Origin of the sequence: Desulfitibacter sp. BRH_c19, from assembly GCA_001515945.1 — a bacterium.
GTDB lineage: Bacteria > Bacillota > DSM-16504 > Desulfitibacterales > Desulfitibacteraceae > Desulfitibacter.
Genome location: LOER01000022.1, coordinates 36,755 through 51,950, shown reverse-complemented (window position 1 = coordinate 51,950; position 15,196 = coordinate 36,755). Strand labels below are relative to the sequence as shown.

The following is a 15,196-nucleotide window of genomic DNA, read 5'->3' as shown; positions in this document are numbered from 1 at the left end:
TTTTATAATAATGTTTTCTTTAGGCTTTTATGTGGTGAGGGTATTACTACCTTTTCCACAAGCATACCTTTTTCTGAAACTGAAGCTGATCCAGCTTCTATGGCTGCCTTTACAGAGCCAACGTCTCCCGTTAGGGTTACAAAGGATTTTCCTCCTATGCCCATTGCCACTCTGATTTCTATTAGTTCAACATCTCCTGCTTTTGCTGCTATATCTGCAGCTACTATTAGAGATGCGATTGAATAGGTTTCTATAATCCCAAGAGCTACGACTTCAGTTGCAGCGGTTGTTGCTGAGATAGCCTTTATAACAGATGAATGTACATTTGCCAGTACAAAGTCATCAACTACTGCTGTAGAGCCTACATTTTTCCCAGCCTCTACTGCGTTTTCTACTGCCGATACATCTCCACATACAAGGACAATGTATTTTCCTGGACAGATTGGTTTAGCTTCTAGTAGGTCTACTAATGATGCCTTCAACATTATATCTGCGGCTTCTATTCCCTTAGCAATACTTATAAACTCAACTAAGCCAATAGCCTGTATCATTACTCACCACTTCCTTCCCCTGATGTAATGACTATGCTATCAGATACTTCCATGACGATTCCACTTATGCTGGCATGGATATTTGCTCCTAGTGCATTATCAGGTATTCTTGCTATAAGGCTACCCCTTTGTATCTTTTGTCCCACTTCTACTACTGGAATTGATGGCGCTCCTACATGCTGATGAAGCTTTATATGCACCCTTTTCACTTGGTATTCCATTTTCTCTAGAGGAGCATTTTTGTCATACGCAGTAAGTCCAAGTCTGGAAATAAGCCTTTTTACTGGTATCTTTCTATGCTCCTGCATGTGTGAAACAGTCTGCTCTTTTGGCATATCAGGCTTAATACCCTTTTTGCTTAATTCTTGTTTTAGCATAGCATTTACTTTCCTTGGGGAAAGGTCCACTATGCATGCATATTGTTCACATACACCACATTCCGAGCAAACTAATGCCATTTTTAGGGCATCCTCCTGCCCATGTATGTGTCCTAATGATCTCATGATTTTATGGGGTTCCAGTTTATGCCCTAACAAATATCTAGGACACAAATCTGTACAAAATCTACACTGTATACAAGCAACATTCGATTCTTTTATAATTCTATCTATAACTTTTAGTCTTTTTCTGATCAATGGGTGATCCTCTGGAAGTACTATGAGTCCCTTTGTGGTTTTAGTAATTGAGTCTGTCAAATCTTCCACTATCTTACCCATCATGGGTCCCCCATCTATTACCTTCAGTCCTTTTAAGGACTTGACTCCAGCGATTGCAAGCACCTCTTTAATGGGGGTTCCTACTGGTAGTTTCATGGTAATAGGTTTCGCAATCTCTCCTGTGACTGTTAAGTAGGTATCCATAACAGGCTTTCCTTCTAATGCTTCTGCAACATTGATTAATGTTTCCACATTAATTACAACACAATCAACTTTTAGAGGTATTGCTCCTTGGGGTACAAGGTTACCAGTAGCTTCATATACTGTAACGTGTTCATCTCCAGCAGGATAAAAATCATCTAGAATGTTCAGTCTTATAGGCTTTCCTGCTATTTCTTTTTTCAATTGCTCAATTGCTTCCTTATACTTAGCCTTTAATGCTATTACACCTTGACCAGCTCTCGATATTTCCATGACGATACATAAGCCCTTTACCATCTGCTTAGTTTTCATACTCATAAGCTGCTGGTCTACCCTTAGAAGGGGTTCACATTCTGCACCATTTACTACAATTGTTTTTGCAGTAGATGATACTTTAACATGTGTTGGAAAACCTGCTCCTCCTGCTCCTACTACTCCTGCATCTTGAATTTTTTCAATCATCTGTTCTCCCATGTCTGTCTCCCCATCAGCTTTCTTTCTCTTCGTCAATTATCCCTACTATCATTGCATCTACGGGAGAATCCTCTAGTCCTCCCATACGTCTGGCCGAACTTCCTTCAGTAACCAATACCTTTTCTCCAATTCCCGCTCCAATTAGATCTGCTGCTACTATTATCCGTCCGTCTTCTTCTTTAGTCCTATCATGAAGGTGAACTATCATCAGCTTAACTCCTACTAGTGATTCTTCTTTTCTAGTCGCCCAGATACTGTTAATTACTTTTCCTATTTTCAATCTTTAATCAACCTCCCTTTAATGTACGGGGACACACCTCTTTTGTAGCTATCCTTTGTCGCTGAGGAATGTCCCCAACATTTGCTTCTTGAACACCAAGGGCAATCCCAAGGGGAGTTACTAAAAGCGGATTGTCTGGCTTTATGACAGGTATGTCAAGTTCCTTCTCAATAATTTTTTCCATACCCTCAAAACAGCTTGTTCCGCCAACCAGATAAACCGTGTCCACATTATGACCTTCAATATGTCTTTTGATTATTGTAGATACCTTCTCAACGACAGGTTTAATTACTGGAAATAATTCTTTATGCCTTGTAGTATCAGTTTTTAATTTTTCTGCATCCAAAAATGGTATCTTATAAGATCCTGATATCACTAGGCTAAAGTGTGTTCCACCTGTAGCTTCATCTGCCACATAAACTACTTCCCTATCCTTAAAAACCGCTATTCCTGTAGTTCCTCCTCCAATATCCACAACAGCGCCATTTTCAATGCTTAGAACCTTATTTGCTGCAGTTGGTTCATCAATCATGGAAACAACTTCAAATCCAGCTGATTCTGCAACATAACCTATTGCCTTCTGGTCCCCACTAATTGTACCAGGTGGGTAAGCAACTCCTGCTATCAGAAGCTCACAACCTAGTATTTTTTCAAGCTTATCTTTTAACCTTCTAACTATATCCACAGCACCAATATAATCAACTACAAGACCGTCTCTGACCACCTGAGCAAACTGCATGGCTCCAGCTATAGGGTTCCCATCCTCGTCTACAACCGCTAGTACTATATAAGCAGTACCAAGGTCTACACCTGTATATAGTTTTTTTCCATTCATTAAAGCTGGCTCTTTGAAGGTGTTTTCGAAGCTTTTTATTAGGTTATTTGCATTGATTAGTGATTCCACTTATGCCACTCCCTACGTCAGTTTCCAATCTTATAGTGACCTGATAAAAGCTGTGCCATAAAGATATAAATAAGGCTACTAAAGCGGTTAAGTGCTTGTATAATATCTTCTCTTTCCACTTTGTTGTCATTATAAAAAGCATCTATAGCAGTTAGCTCCAGCTCTCTAGCCTGGGTTCTAAGATAATTTAGCTGCACAATTAATCTACCGTGTCCAGTCTGCGGAGTAAAATGATTGATATCATAAAACTTTTTTATATAATGGGATCTCTCTCGTATTTCCTGAGGAGACCAACCACGTATTTTAATCTGTGCAAGGGGCTCATTCATCACTTCAGCTCGCATCATTTGTCTAGCATAATCGAGCAGATCTTGTAAATCCCGTACTAATTCCTGATACCCTGCACTTTGTGCCTCCAATATGCTAGATAGTAAGTGAGCTTCAAAAGTATCAAGTCTTCCCCTAAATTTAATTGCTGGATGATCTTTTGATACCAATTCTGTACCTCTTAAATGGGTCATGTGCTCCGGTTTTACATTTCCAGATCCGGACTTATCATTATTAGTCGGCTTAGTATCTTTTGCTTTTTTATGAGCTTGGGCTTGCTGCCCAGTTATAACTTCAATCTTGCGTTCACTAAGAAACTGGGCGGCCGAGGGTGTTAGCCTACATCCTTCAGGTAGCTTAAAGGAGGTAAAAGGCACCTTTTTATATTCATCTCTAAGTTCAATCTCTGTTACTACCCTCATTTTAAAAGACCTCCTTTTAATGTCCCCAATTTATACAACCTATTCATAATCCTTTGGACTTCTAGCCACGCTTACTACTGCATCTCGAAAAGCCTCTGTTGCTGCTTTACAAGCACTTTGTGATCCTGTAAGTAAGCCTCCTCCAAAGTTGGTTTCTCCCGGAGGGCCATACCATAATGCCATTTTTACATCAGCAGCTTTTAATGCCGCATCTATTCCATAAACAGATTCTATAGGTGGTGCAATAAGATATGCTAATGAGTCACCTTCATTTATCCCTGCCACCTTTGAAAGATATGATCCTGTTCTTGAGATACAATGTGCATAAAAAGCTATTGTACCTTCCTCATTAGCTGTATAAAACCAAGCCTCTTCTTTAATGCACATGGTAGCTGCTTCCAATCCCGCCTTTACTTCTGCTGGGTTGGTCCCTGCAAGTATGCCTATAAACTCTCCTGATAGAGGACCCGATGCATGAGCTGCTCCAGCATAAAAGCTTTTGGCGTATACTACCTCTACTGCTGCTTTTTTTGTTGCTTCATCTATAGCGGTATAACCTGCATCATCTACATTACAAGTAAACATTCCAATACTTCTTTGGTCAGATGTAAGATTTAAGTCTCTTTTTAGGTCTTCTGAAACATTTGGGATAAACTTAACTGCCAGAATTTCTGGTTTTATTGGATCTAGAATACCCATTAATTTAAAACCTCCTTTTAATGTACGGGGACACACCTCCCCAACTTACTTTGCTTTTTCGAACACTAAGGTTTTTACAACTACAGGGACTACTCTTCCTCCCATTACGGGTTTTCCAATATCTATGTAGTCACCTTCATCTACCTGTATCTGATCTATACATATTAACTCATTTGAAGCTTTAGCTATTATGCTTAAGCACTGACCTAACACCTTTCCACAATCTGCTTCAATGACTATAATAAGTGGTTTTTTTTGTGTTATATATTCCTCCATTGCCTCAAAAATACCATGGGCTAATTCATTTACTGAGTTAAATGACATATCATAGGGTTCTTTCAAAGCTATTGCAAGATTCTGTTCTGTTATATCCTGTACCGTTATCCTATCTACCTGATTCTTTAATAGCTTTGCTATATCTGCTGCTTTTTCAGGTACACCTTCTGGAAATGGTGATATTACTGTTATATTTCTTAAAGGCAGCGTGCCACTATTGACATGAATTGTGCTACCACTTATTTCTAAAGAATGAATGCCTGCACCTATGACTGTAGCACGTATTGTTTCTGCAGGTTTAGCCAGTTGAATTCCTTCTTTTTTAAACGCTTCTTGTATTGCCCAGCCAAGTATTGGTCCCATATCACCATATTTTGTGATATCTGTTACTGATACTGGACGATAGTCACTATATACATAATCTGCGACCCCACCTGAAATCATTACCTTCTCTATCTTGTAATCCTCTTTTAGTGGTGGTGTCATCATTAATTGTTGAGCAAGTCCAGCTACTTTTCTCTTTGTAATGGTTTCTAGGATTGCCTCTGCCATTTTTTTGGATATCTGTATAAGCTGGCTTTGTGTGACTCTCTCTCCCACGCCTAGTTGTAATCCCATATCATTTATTACAAGTCTTGCAGGGTCAGATATATAGGTTATCTTATCGCTGTGTTTTTCCAGCTCGATTAGGTGACCTCCTATGTTAATGCATGCTGTATCTAATGTCCTTCCACCTTTAAAGACTCCTATATTTGAGGTTCCTCCCCCCACATCTATATTAGCTACAATTTTGTGATTTTCTTTTGAGTACTTTGCAGCTCCTGAACCCTTACCTGCTAGTATGGATTCAAGATTCACTCCTGCTGTAGCCACAACAAAATCTCCCGCAAAACCTGCTGTAGCTTCTAAAATGTTCTTGGCATTGCCCTTTTTTGCAGTTTCACCTGTTATGATTACTGCTCCAGTTTCTACTGCTTCTTTTTTAACACCAGCTAGCTTGTATTCTGCCTCTATGATTTTTTTTACTTGATGCGCATCTATTAATAAATGTTCATTTATTGGTGTAATATGAATATTACTTCTATATAATATTTCTTTGTCCGTTATATCCATCTTTGGTATTACTGCTCCAGGTGATGAATTCTTAATAGTCAATCGACTCATTACCAGTTGGGTTGTTGTAGTACCTATGTCAATTCCTACGCTTATTATTTTCTGGTGCCCAGCCTCTCCTATATGAATCACCACCTTGATTAAGCAATCTCTTAATTATTGTTTATGCTTTGTTTAGTTTGATACCACTAGCTTTTTTATCAAGCATTTGTTTTACTAGATCAACTATTTGTGCTCCCGCTTCAGCCGGTGGAGTTCCTCTTCTATGGATGTTTGATATCATCGTTCTATCTGCCTCTACTGTCTTTTCACTTGGCTTATATATTAAATATGCACTCATGCTCTCTGCCGTTCCAAGACCTGGCCTTTCTCCTACTAGCTCTAATACCACTTCTGCGTTTAGGAGCATCCCAATCTGATCCATTACTCTTACTCTGCCATTTTTTACGAAAAATGGTGTTCCTACCTTTATGCCTGCTGCTTTTAACCCTTGTGTTAATGCTGGTAAGATATCGGGTATATTTCTTTCAATGGCAGTTGAGCTTAATCCGTCTACTATGACTATCTGTACCTGTATATTGCTCTCACACTTTTCTTTTATTGTCTGTACTGCCTCATCTGAAAGTTTCATTCCTAGATTAGGCTTTGTTAGAAACTCTTCCTTATCTGCTGCTACACAAGATACCCCGAATAAATTCATTTTCTGAAGGAACTCATCTGATACATCCATGAATACTGCATCTCTTGCTACTGCATGATCCGCGAGAAATCTTATTAAAGAATCTGTCTTTTGTCTGGTCCCTGCTCTATATAATCCAATTCTAGCATTTGTTGACTTTTTCATTGCTTCAAGAGCTTCTTCATTTGCTGGTTCTGGTATCCAGTGTTTTGTTATATCTGGCATATCTATAATTTCGTCTGAAACTTCACTTGATGTTTTTTCTTGAGTTACCACATTTTTTACTTTCTCTTCAACTGCTGCCGCAGGGTTTACTCCTCTTTTACTCAACTCCTGTAAAACACTTTCTATGATTGCTTTTTCCATTTCATTTGATACTGTCATCTATCTCACCTCCTGTATTATTTATCAAATATTGATGGGTCTCCGGCTTTTTTGGTAAGTCTGCCATTCTCCATTAATCCCATTTTCTCTAGCCACTTTTCAAATTCAGGGAGAGGTCTTAGTCCGAGTATTTCTCTCAATGTAGCATCATCATGATAGCTTGTATCCTGATAATTCAACATTACGTCATCTCCACCTGGTACTCCCATGAAGAAGTATGCTCCTGCCATGGCACATAACATTGAACCTATTTCTTGGTCATTTTGGTCTGCTTTCATATGGTTTGTATAGCATGGAGCTATTCCCATTGGCAGTCCGTGAAATTTACCCATAAATAGATCCTCTAAATCAGCTCTTATTACCTCACGGCCATCATAGATGGTTTCAGGACCTATAAACCCTGATACATTGTTTACCATAAATGGTCTGTATTTTCTGCCAAAGCCATAGGTTCTTGATTCTAGTGTCATTTCATCAACACCACAATGTGCATTTAAGGAAACCTCTGAGCCTTGTCCTGTTTCAAAGTACATTACATTTGGACCCGTTCCTGTTCCTTGAAGTATTGCTAGTGCTAATGCATCATCAAGAAGAGCTGCATCCACTCCAAAAGCCTCGTTTGTCTTTTGAGTTCCTGCAATACTTTGGAATAACAAATCAACTGGTGCTCCCTTTTCCATTGCTTTCATTTGGGTTGATACATGAGCAAGAACACAGTTTTGGGTTGGTATTTCCCACTTTTCCATGAATTCCTTTACTGTTTTTAGCATATATGCTGTGTTTTCTGCATTATCTTCTACTGGATTAATTCCTATTACAGCATCACCTGATCCAAAGGTTAATCCTTCTTTCATTGATGCTATTATCCCGTTTATGTCATCTGTTGGATGGTTTGGTTGGTTTCTAAAAGCTAATGTGCCAGATACTCCAATGGTAGTATTACAATGGGCATAAGGTCTAATCTTTTTGGATGCGTATACCAAATCCATATTTGACATTATCTTTGCTACTGCTGCTATCATTTCACTTGTTAACCCACGACTGATATGAAGAAGATCCTCGCCTGTTGTTTCAAGATCCAAGATATACTCTCTTAGTTCTCCTACTGTTTTACCCTTTATTTTATTGTAAATACTTGTGTTTAATGTATCATAGATCAACCTGGTTACTTCATCCTCTTCATAAGGTATTACCGGATTTTCATAAATATCTTCCAGGCTCATTCTGCTTAATACTAGCTTGGCTGCTACTCTTTCTGACGAAGACCCTGCTGCTATACCTACTAGGATGTCACCTGATTTCTCCTCATTGGCCTTTGCCAAAACTTCTTTTACGGTCTTAAACGTAAAGACGTTGTTATAAATGTTTGCTTTTAATTTCATTCAAATGCCTCCCTTCAGAAACTTTTACCATTATGTGTGCCACTTGTGGCAAAACTTAAACTTGCCCTATTTCTACTATTTAAAATAATTGCAAGAACCGTGCCACCACTTTTAATTAATATAAGTGCTGTCTACTATGGCTTTAAGCCTTTACATACCAAGAAAATAACCGCTTTAGAGTCAAATTTGCATCTATCGAGTCAAAAATGACTTGATGCTTTTTGACTTCATTTAAGTATAAATGACTCATATTTTAATTTGAAAGTAAGTTTACTAGCTCCTCAGGGTACTCCACGATATAATCGGGAACAGCTTCCATAAGCCTTGCTTTCCCGTGCCACCCCCAGGATACACCAATAGTTTTTACGCCTGCTTCCTTACCTTCAAAAATATCTCCCTTTGTGTCACCTACATAAAATGAAGCTAGATTTGAATATTTAGACTTCAAAGTCTTTATCTTCTTGACCTTGCTCTTTTCTTTCTCAGCACCTATTACATCCTGGAACCCCCTAACCTTAAGTCTCTCTAAAACATCTACTACTGCATCGGATACATTGGATGTAATAATATAAATCTCATTGGATTTTGCAAGAATTTCGATGCACTCTTTCATTCCTTGGAATAATCTAACCCCTTGCAAGCTGGTTTTTTGCTTAATAGCATAGTCCTTTAATATCTGATCTATAGTGCTTTTTGTCAATCCTTTAGCAGACAAGCCGCTATAGATATTCCCTTCATATAAATCCAAGAGATCCTTATAATTGTTCACTTCATTAAATTCATTTTCCTGGCATGCGACGATAAAGTTCCTAGCATGCACTTCAAAGGAATCCACGATTACGCCATCATAGTCAAACATAATTAAGCCACTTTTTACCATTAAAATCACCTTCTATCAGTACTGGTAACGTATGCCACATTGCTAAGCTAGATTACCTAAAAAATCCCCTTACTCTTGTGAGCAGGGGATCAAGAGTAGTCTGCCACTTAGATTAATCTACTTTTTCCAACTGACGTTTCCTTCTACTATTTCTGGAAAATGGGCACGAATTTTTTCATCAACTTCTGCAGAAAACTTTGGAGAGGTATCTCCGCTAAAGATCTGGTCAACTTGCTTCATTGCACGTACATGGGTGTCAGGTTTGCCTTCTACCTGCCACTGGCTTCTCATCTCTCGAGACGTAACTTTTGTCAAAAAGGCTATGTCACGCATATTCTTCACAGTATGTTCTTTATCCATATACATGCCAGCTGGCCCAACTTCTTTTATAAGATCTAGGCATAAATTTTCCTCACTAAACTCCATTCCACGTTTAACACGTTTAAGCATCATGGCTATTTCATTGTCAATTACTGCTTTAGCAAAATCAAAAGCTGTAAGGCTATCTAATAGTCCACCCATGTTGAATAGATCAACACCCGCTAGTAAACCAGCAGTAGTATTCATCCCTGTTTCATAACCTGACTGGGCATCATTAGAATGTGCATTAGTCAAACCTATATAACCACCAGATGGTACTCCATAGAATTGAGCCATTTGGCTATGTGCCATATGCAGCATTCCTGTTTCAATAGCTCCTGGTGTATAATTTCCTGTGCGCATATCAGCAACAGTAGGAAGTGTTGCATAGATAACTGGGTTGCCTGGTCGAACCATTTGTAGCAATACACTTAGGGCAAGGAATTCAGCATTTCCTAGTGCAAGTGTACCGATCATTGTCATTGGCGAGGTCATTCCTGCATTTGGTACTATAGTGCCATAAATCGGCAAACCTAGCTCTGCTAAATAAATTACTGCTTCGGTCGACTCTACATCCATAGTAAGTGGAGAAACAACCGGACAGTAGTGGTGGTTAATAAATGGACGTTCGAAATAAGCTTCCTTACTACCAGCTATTAGGTAACCTAACTCAAGCACCTGGTAAAGATCTTTCATATCGGGAGTGTTACTTCTAACTGGTTTTTTGCAGTTCTTTAACGCTGGATAAAAACGAGATAAGCTAAACTGCCCCTTAGGAGCATCTGCTGCCAAAGTGGAAATCGAGAATACATCAAATCCAGGCAATTCATTAATAAGGTGAGCAATATTGGCAATATCAGTTGAAGTTGCACGTCTTTCTTCTCCGGTATGAGGGTCAATTACATTAGGTGCCGAACTTCCAGTAACTACTAGTGGCCTGTCATCTGGAATTGTTTTATCAAATTCCGGCACACGAGCTGTAAATGTATACTTAGGTCCAAACCCCTTTCTATACTCCTCTACCACTTTACCTGGAATTTTTACAAGTCCAGTTTCTTTATTCACATCACAACCATGTTTTTCATATATATCCCGAGCTTTTTCATTGTGAACTAAAAGTCCAACTTCCTCTAGTATTATAAGTGAGGCATCATGAACCTTTTGGACTTCTTCCTGAGTTAATAGTTTTGTAAATTGCATAGTATAGTCTCCCTTTCGTAACTTTTTCGACATAACTCTCATTTTAGCAAGTTTTATGCCAAATTCTAGACTCCATAAATATTTGATAGCTTGGAAAAAGACCAGAAATAATTCTGATCTTTTTCACTTTCTACTGTATTCTAGCTTTATTAAGCTCCAAATGACTTTGCTATAGGATTCCAGCCCTTAGGAAGGTATGATAATCTACTAAATCCATACTCTGTAATCTTAAACTTTGTCATAAGTTCGTCTTTTTCATTAAAATATACCTCTGAATGTTCAAGAATTCCAACTGCCTTTAGAGATTGAAGGTGAACAGCCATCAACGGTCTTGTAAACTGACCTTCACCCATATACTCAGTTTTCAGAGCTTCCATGACCTCATCAACTGAGTAGCTTTCGTTATCCGACAACAAATGTAATATCCTAAATCTCAAGGGAAGTACCTGTTGAGCCATTATCTCACACTCCTTAAGTTTAAATTGAAAATAATCCTCTTTCCTTAAGTCATTTATGACTTATTTCAAGTTTAAGAGTTATAATTATACTTTTCTTAAGTTTAATAATTCTTTTGGATTAGCTAAGACTAATATAGTCCCACCTGTAATAATAAGAGCTCCAACTACCAAGTTAGTAGTTATTTCAATGTCAGTTAAAAGGTATCCAAATACAATTGCCCATAATGCATAGGTAACATTAAATGCCATTGCACGTCCCACACCAGTCATATTAATCGCTCTATACCAGGCAAGATATGAAATTGCACCCATGAGACCTGCAAGTGCCATATAGCCAAGGGCACCAGTAGTAAATGCTTCAAAAAATAATGCTGTTCCAGCAAATACTGGTAATATTAAAACAAAATATACTACAAAGGAAGTTGCTTGACGAATACCTATAGCTACATCTGGGTCAGCCATATCCATTCCGTAGGCGGCTAAAACACCTTCAACACCCCATCCAAAAGTAGCTAATAATGATAGACCCATTCCAAGATAGAACATGGGATATGCATCCCCTGCTGGTGGAGTCCAGTTTACAACAACTGCACCAAGTATACACATTGCAATTCCAATATAAACACGGGGCACAATCTTTTCCTTTAAAATAAATACGGCTAAAATTGCACCTACAGCAGGATACATGGCGGTTACCGCAAGAGCATACGATGCACCCGCTAACATAATCCCTGCCGAATAACCTGTCATGGCTATCGGACCACCAAAAAGTGCACCTAGACATACTATCATACCAGGCTTCGTACGAAGTGTTCTGATATACTCTTTCCATCTACCCGTAAACAGGTTGTACCAGAACAACCAGAAACCAGAAAAACCATCATGCATTGCAGCGGAGGCTACTGAAACAGCGATAATTACCTTTAATACATCTGATTCAATAGCAAAAGGCAAGAACATATAAGCCATTCCCCAGATTACACCATCTAGACCCCATGTAGCACCGGAAATAACACCCCATACAAGTCCTTTTTTTGCGTGTCCAAGTTCATGCTGTTCAAGCATTTTCTTTGCATCAATTTGAGTTCTCAAAGCTTTTCCCCCTTATTCTCAAAATAATTATTGAATAGTCTTAACCATTTCAGCAATATCAAGTTTATGGCGTTTAATATATCTTAATAGTTTGATATGATGACTCAGATATACCCTATATTCAAAAACATTTAGGTTTTCTGGGTCTTCATAATAAGCACTTACAGCCCAGTTAATCAAATAAACATTCACTATTGACATCATGTCAGGCAAATACTGCAATTCAGCCTCACTTAACGGCTCCAAACCATCAATTGCAGAAAGCTTATCCTGATAATACTTTAAAAAGATAGCACATTTACTTAACAATAGGCGTCCGTCAGTTTCTTCATCCCATGAGCTGCAAAAATAGATTAATGCCTCACAAACATCAAATAATCTCAAGTCAATTTTTGCCCAATCAAAATCAAAGATACCAACAGCCTTATTATCTTTGTACTTAAGATTGCCTGGATGTATATCACAATGTATAGGTATCATTGGCAGTTTTGTTAAAACAGCATCAGGTATTAATTTCATTACTCTATCAATTTCTTCTAAAATCTCATTTAAATTTTTCTTATAATAAGTATGGAATTTGTTATCTATCCCCATTTGAGCAAATTCTTTATAAGTTTCAGGGAGTGTAGGAATAAATTCCATTATTTTGGGCTCTACTCTTTCAAGTCCCATTGGATCAAAGTTTTTGGTTGAATCATGTAATAGTGCTAATACTTCAGCAGCACTTGCGTATTCTTCATCATTTAAGGTTGGATTATCCCATGTATATTTGTCTTCACCGTCAAGATATTCATAAATCGCAAAAAATCTTTCTGTTTTGCTGGAACCATTTTCCTCAATTAATTTTACGTAAGTATTTCCATCCTTGGCAGGAATAAGTCCAGCCGCTATGTCCAATCCATTCTCAATAGCACAGCTTATTAGTGCATGTTCAAATTTAATTTCATTTTCAGCAATACCTTTTTTGTATTTTCTGATAAAATATTCTTGTTTCTTTCCATTTTTTTCTACATAAATACCAAAGCTTTTATTAACATAGCCTCCAAAAATCTCATACGCGTCCTCAATACTACCGATATCATATTGGTTTCTTACAATATCAAGAATCTGGTTTCTGACTAGAGTAATTTCCATTGTTTCATATAGGCCTTGTGCAAATTCCTTTAACTGTACACTCTGTGCAAACAAGGCAGTTGCTTCCTTAGTACCAATTTCTTTCAAATGTAACATCCTGCTGGTATCCATAGTAGTCCTCCTTACAAGGTCGAATTTAATGGTATTGCAAATCTTGCTACTTAAGCCCTCTTTCACCCCCTAGTTTGGTATATTGTTCCTGTGTATGATACAAATTTACCAGTTTATAAAATATTTAAAAAAGTACGTCAATTATACAGTATTGCAATTAATGTGCCAATGGTCTTTTAAACCATAAACCTTAATAATCATGCAATTATTAATTAGATATTACCTTTCAATAAGTCTTATCTGACTTATTGAAGTTGCTATTGACTCGATGTTTGTGAGAATAGATTGAAATTTAAAATTAATTTGATTAATTTTGTTCTCGCAAAATTATTTATATACTTCAAATTAGAGTATGGTCTCTCTATAACAGCAATGTTTTTTTCATTATTTTTAGAAAAACTCTAATTTCGGCATGAAACTTGCTTTTAATATCTTACAAGAAACATATTTCCCTAACTTATTATATAAAAAGGGGGGCAGTTGAGTTTTAAAAGGTGCGTTATTCGGAACTTTATCATAACAGTTTTTTTGTGTTTCTTTCATTACATTTGTAATTCTAACTTTATTTATTTGAATGGAGGATATCAACATGCGGGAACAAATTACCATAGACTCATCCATGAAGCTAGACCACATTGCTAGAATTCTAAATATGGTGAGTAAAACCCCTTATTTTGCGGACAAGGATGCAAGAGTAAGTCAAGTGGAATTCTTACCAGGTGGCTTAACAAATAGCAACTACAAGGTATATATTGATGGAACACCTTACGCCATACGTGTTGCAGGTGATGGAACTACAGAATATCTAAATCGTCCAGCTGAAAAGAATAATGCTTCCTTGATGTCTGAGATGGGCATTAGCGCCGATATTTATTATTACGATGAAACTACCGGAAATCAAATTTGCCATTTCATTGAAGGTAAAACCCTTCATATACCTGATTTCCAAGAGCCTGAAATTTTAAGAAAAGCTGCGAAAATTTTTCAGCAATATCACAGTTGTGGCAAAGAATTCATGGACCATTTTGATCCAATCAGGATTACTGATGAATACAATGCCCTACTAGCAAAAAAGAATTTCAAGGAATTCTTTGAAGGCTTTGATAAGGTTCAAGAAAAATTTGAACTGATCAAAAATGCTTTTGAAAAGAACCCTCCAAAACTAGTAGCCTGTCACAATGATCCTTTACCAGAGAACTATATTCTAAATGGAGACAAAATGTACTTAATAGACTGGGAGTACTCCGGAATGTGCGATCCTTCCTTTGATCTAGCAGCTTTAATTATTGAGAACAATTTGACACCAGAATTGGAAAAGGTATTCTTGGAAGGATATTTCGGTAGCGAATTGACTATGAAACAATATGGTCAGGTTGTTATCAATAAATTCTTATGTGATGCTCTTTGGTCAGTATGGGCCTTGCTACAAATTGCTACTGGTAAGCCACACGAAGAGTATTGGCCATACGGTTTAAACAGATTTAACAGAGCACTTGGTTTTATGAACGATGAAAACTTTGATAATTATATAGCAGCAATTAAAGAGTAGTATTCTATCTACCACGATACTATGCTAATAGTACAGCAAGAAGGGACTGTTCAAACAATCCTTT

Annotated in this window: 14 protein-coding genes and 1 pseudogene; 1 reads left to right on the top strand and 14 read right to left on the bottom strand. The window is 37.6% G+C overall.

Annotation, left to right across the window (positions count from 1 at the left end):
- Nucleotides 1-2: 2 nt before the first annotated feature.
- The 14 genes and pseudogenes from APF76_15290 to APF76_15225 form a co-directional block, all read right to left on the bottom strand.
- A complete protein-coding gene (locus APF76_15290) occupies nucleotides 3-551 on the bottom strand; it encodes a propanediol utilization protein (GenBank protein ID KUO51744.1) in 549 nt (182 codons plus the stop codon).
- On the bottom strand, nucleotides 551-1,882 hold the full coding sequence (locus tag APF76_15285; protein ID KUO51743.1) for an NADH dehydrogenase: 1,332 nt from the start codon (nucleotides 1,880-1,882) through the stop codon (nucleotides 551-553). The genes APF76_15290 and APF76_15285 overlap by 1 nt, the downstream gene beginning before the upstream one ends.
- A 13-nt stretch (nucleotides 1,883-1,895) precedes the next feature.
- Nucleotides 1,896-2,162, bottom strand: coding sequence for an ethanolamine utilization protein EutN (locus APF76_15280; GenBank protein KUO51742.1), 267 nt, complete (start codon nucleotides 2,160-2,162; stop codon nucleotides 1,896-1,898).
- An 82-nt stretch (nucleotides 2,163-2,244) separates the two neighbouring features.
- Nucleotides 2,245-3,066, bottom strand: a pseudogene (locus APF76_15275).
- Nucleotides 3,067-3,083: 17 nt separating this feature from the next.
- On the bottom strand, nucleotides 3,084-3,815 hold the full coding sequence (locus APF76_15270) for a hypothetical protein (protein KUO51741.1): 732 nt from the start codon (nucleotides 3,813-3,815) through the stop codon (nucleotides 3,084-3,086).
- A 39-nt stretch (nucleotides 3,816-3,854) separates the two neighbouring features.
- Nucleotides 3,855-4,514 carry a microcompartment protein EutL gene (locus tag APF76_15265; GenBank protein KUO51740.1) on the bottom strand — a complete coding sequence of 220 codons (660 nt, stop codon included), beginning with the start codon at nucleotides 4,512-4,514 and terminating at the stop codon, nucleotides 3,855-3,857.
- Between the two features lie 45 nt (nucleotides 4,515-4,559).
- On the bottom strand, nucleotides 4,560-6,026 hold the full coding sequence (locus APF76_15260) for an ethanolamine ammonia lyase-activating protein (GenBank protein ID KUO51779.1): 1,467 nt from the start codon (nucleotides 6,024-6,026) through the stop codon (nucleotides 4,560-4,562).
- Nucleotides 6,027-6,066: 40 nt separating this feature from the next.
- Complete coding sequence (locus APF76_15255; protein KUO51739.1) at nucleotides 6,067-6,966, bottom strand: ethanolamine ammonia-lyase; 900 nt, start codon at nucleotides 6,964-6,966, stop codon at nucleotides 6,067-6,069.
- Between the two features lie 17 nt (nucleotides 6,967-6,983).
- Nucleotides 6,984-8,348 carry an ethanolamine ammonia-lyase gene (locus tag APF76_15250; protein KUO51738.1) on the bottom strand — a complete coding sequence of 455 codons (1,365 nt, stop codon included), beginning with the start codon at nucleotides 8,346-8,348 and terminating at the stop codon, nucleotides 6,984-6,986.
- A 253-nt stretch (nucleotides 8,349-8,601) separates the two neighbouring features.
- Nucleotides 8,602-9,228, bottom strand: a complete 627-nt coding sequence (locus tag APF76_15245) for a haloacid dehalogenase (protein KUO51737.1) — start codon at nucleotides 9,226-9,228, stop codon at nucleotides 8,602-8,604.
- Between the two features lie 117 nt (nucleotides 9,229-9,345).
- Nucleotides 9,346-10,788 (bottom strand): trimethylamine methyltransferase, encoded by a 1,443-nt coding sequence (locus tag APF76_15240; GenBank protein ID KUO51736.1) that lies wholly within the window; start codon nucleotides 10,786-10,788, stop codon nucleotides 9,346-9,348.
- A gap of 149 nt (nucleotides 10,789-10,937) precedes the next feature.
- Nucleotides 10,938-11,246 carry a hypothetical protein gene (locus tag APF76_15235; protein KUO51735.1) on the bottom strand — a complete coding sequence of 103 codons (309 nt, stop codon included), beginning with the start codon at nucleotides 11,244-11,246 and terminating at the stop codon, nucleotides 10,938-10,940.
- A gap of 84 nt (nucleotides 11,247-11,330) precedes the next feature.
- Nucleotides 11,331-12,326: a hypothetical protein gene (locus tag APF76_15230; protein ID KUO51778.1), complete on the bottom strand. Its 996-nt coding sequence runs from the start codon at nucleotides 12,324-12,326 to the stop codon at nucleotides 11,331-11,333.
- 39 nt (nucleotides 12,327-12,365) lie between these two features.
- Nucleotides 12,366-13,583: a homoserine kinase gene (locus tag APF76_15225; protein KUO51734.1), complete on the bottom strand. Its 1,218-nt coding sequence runs from the start codon at nucleotides 13,581-13,583 to the stop codon at nucleotides 12,366-12,368.
- A 589-nt stretch (nucleotides 13,584-14,172) separates the two neighbouring features.
- Here APF76_15225 and APF76_15220 point away from each other — a divergent pair.
- Nucleotides 14,173-15,132 carry a choline kinase gene (locus APF76_15220; GenBank protein ID KUO51733.1) on the top strand — a complete coding sequence of 320 codons (960 nt, stop codon included), beginning with the start codon at nucleotides 14,173-14,175 and terminating at the stop codon, nucleotides 15,130-15,132.
- Nucleotides 15,133-15,196 lie beyond the last annotated feature (64 nt).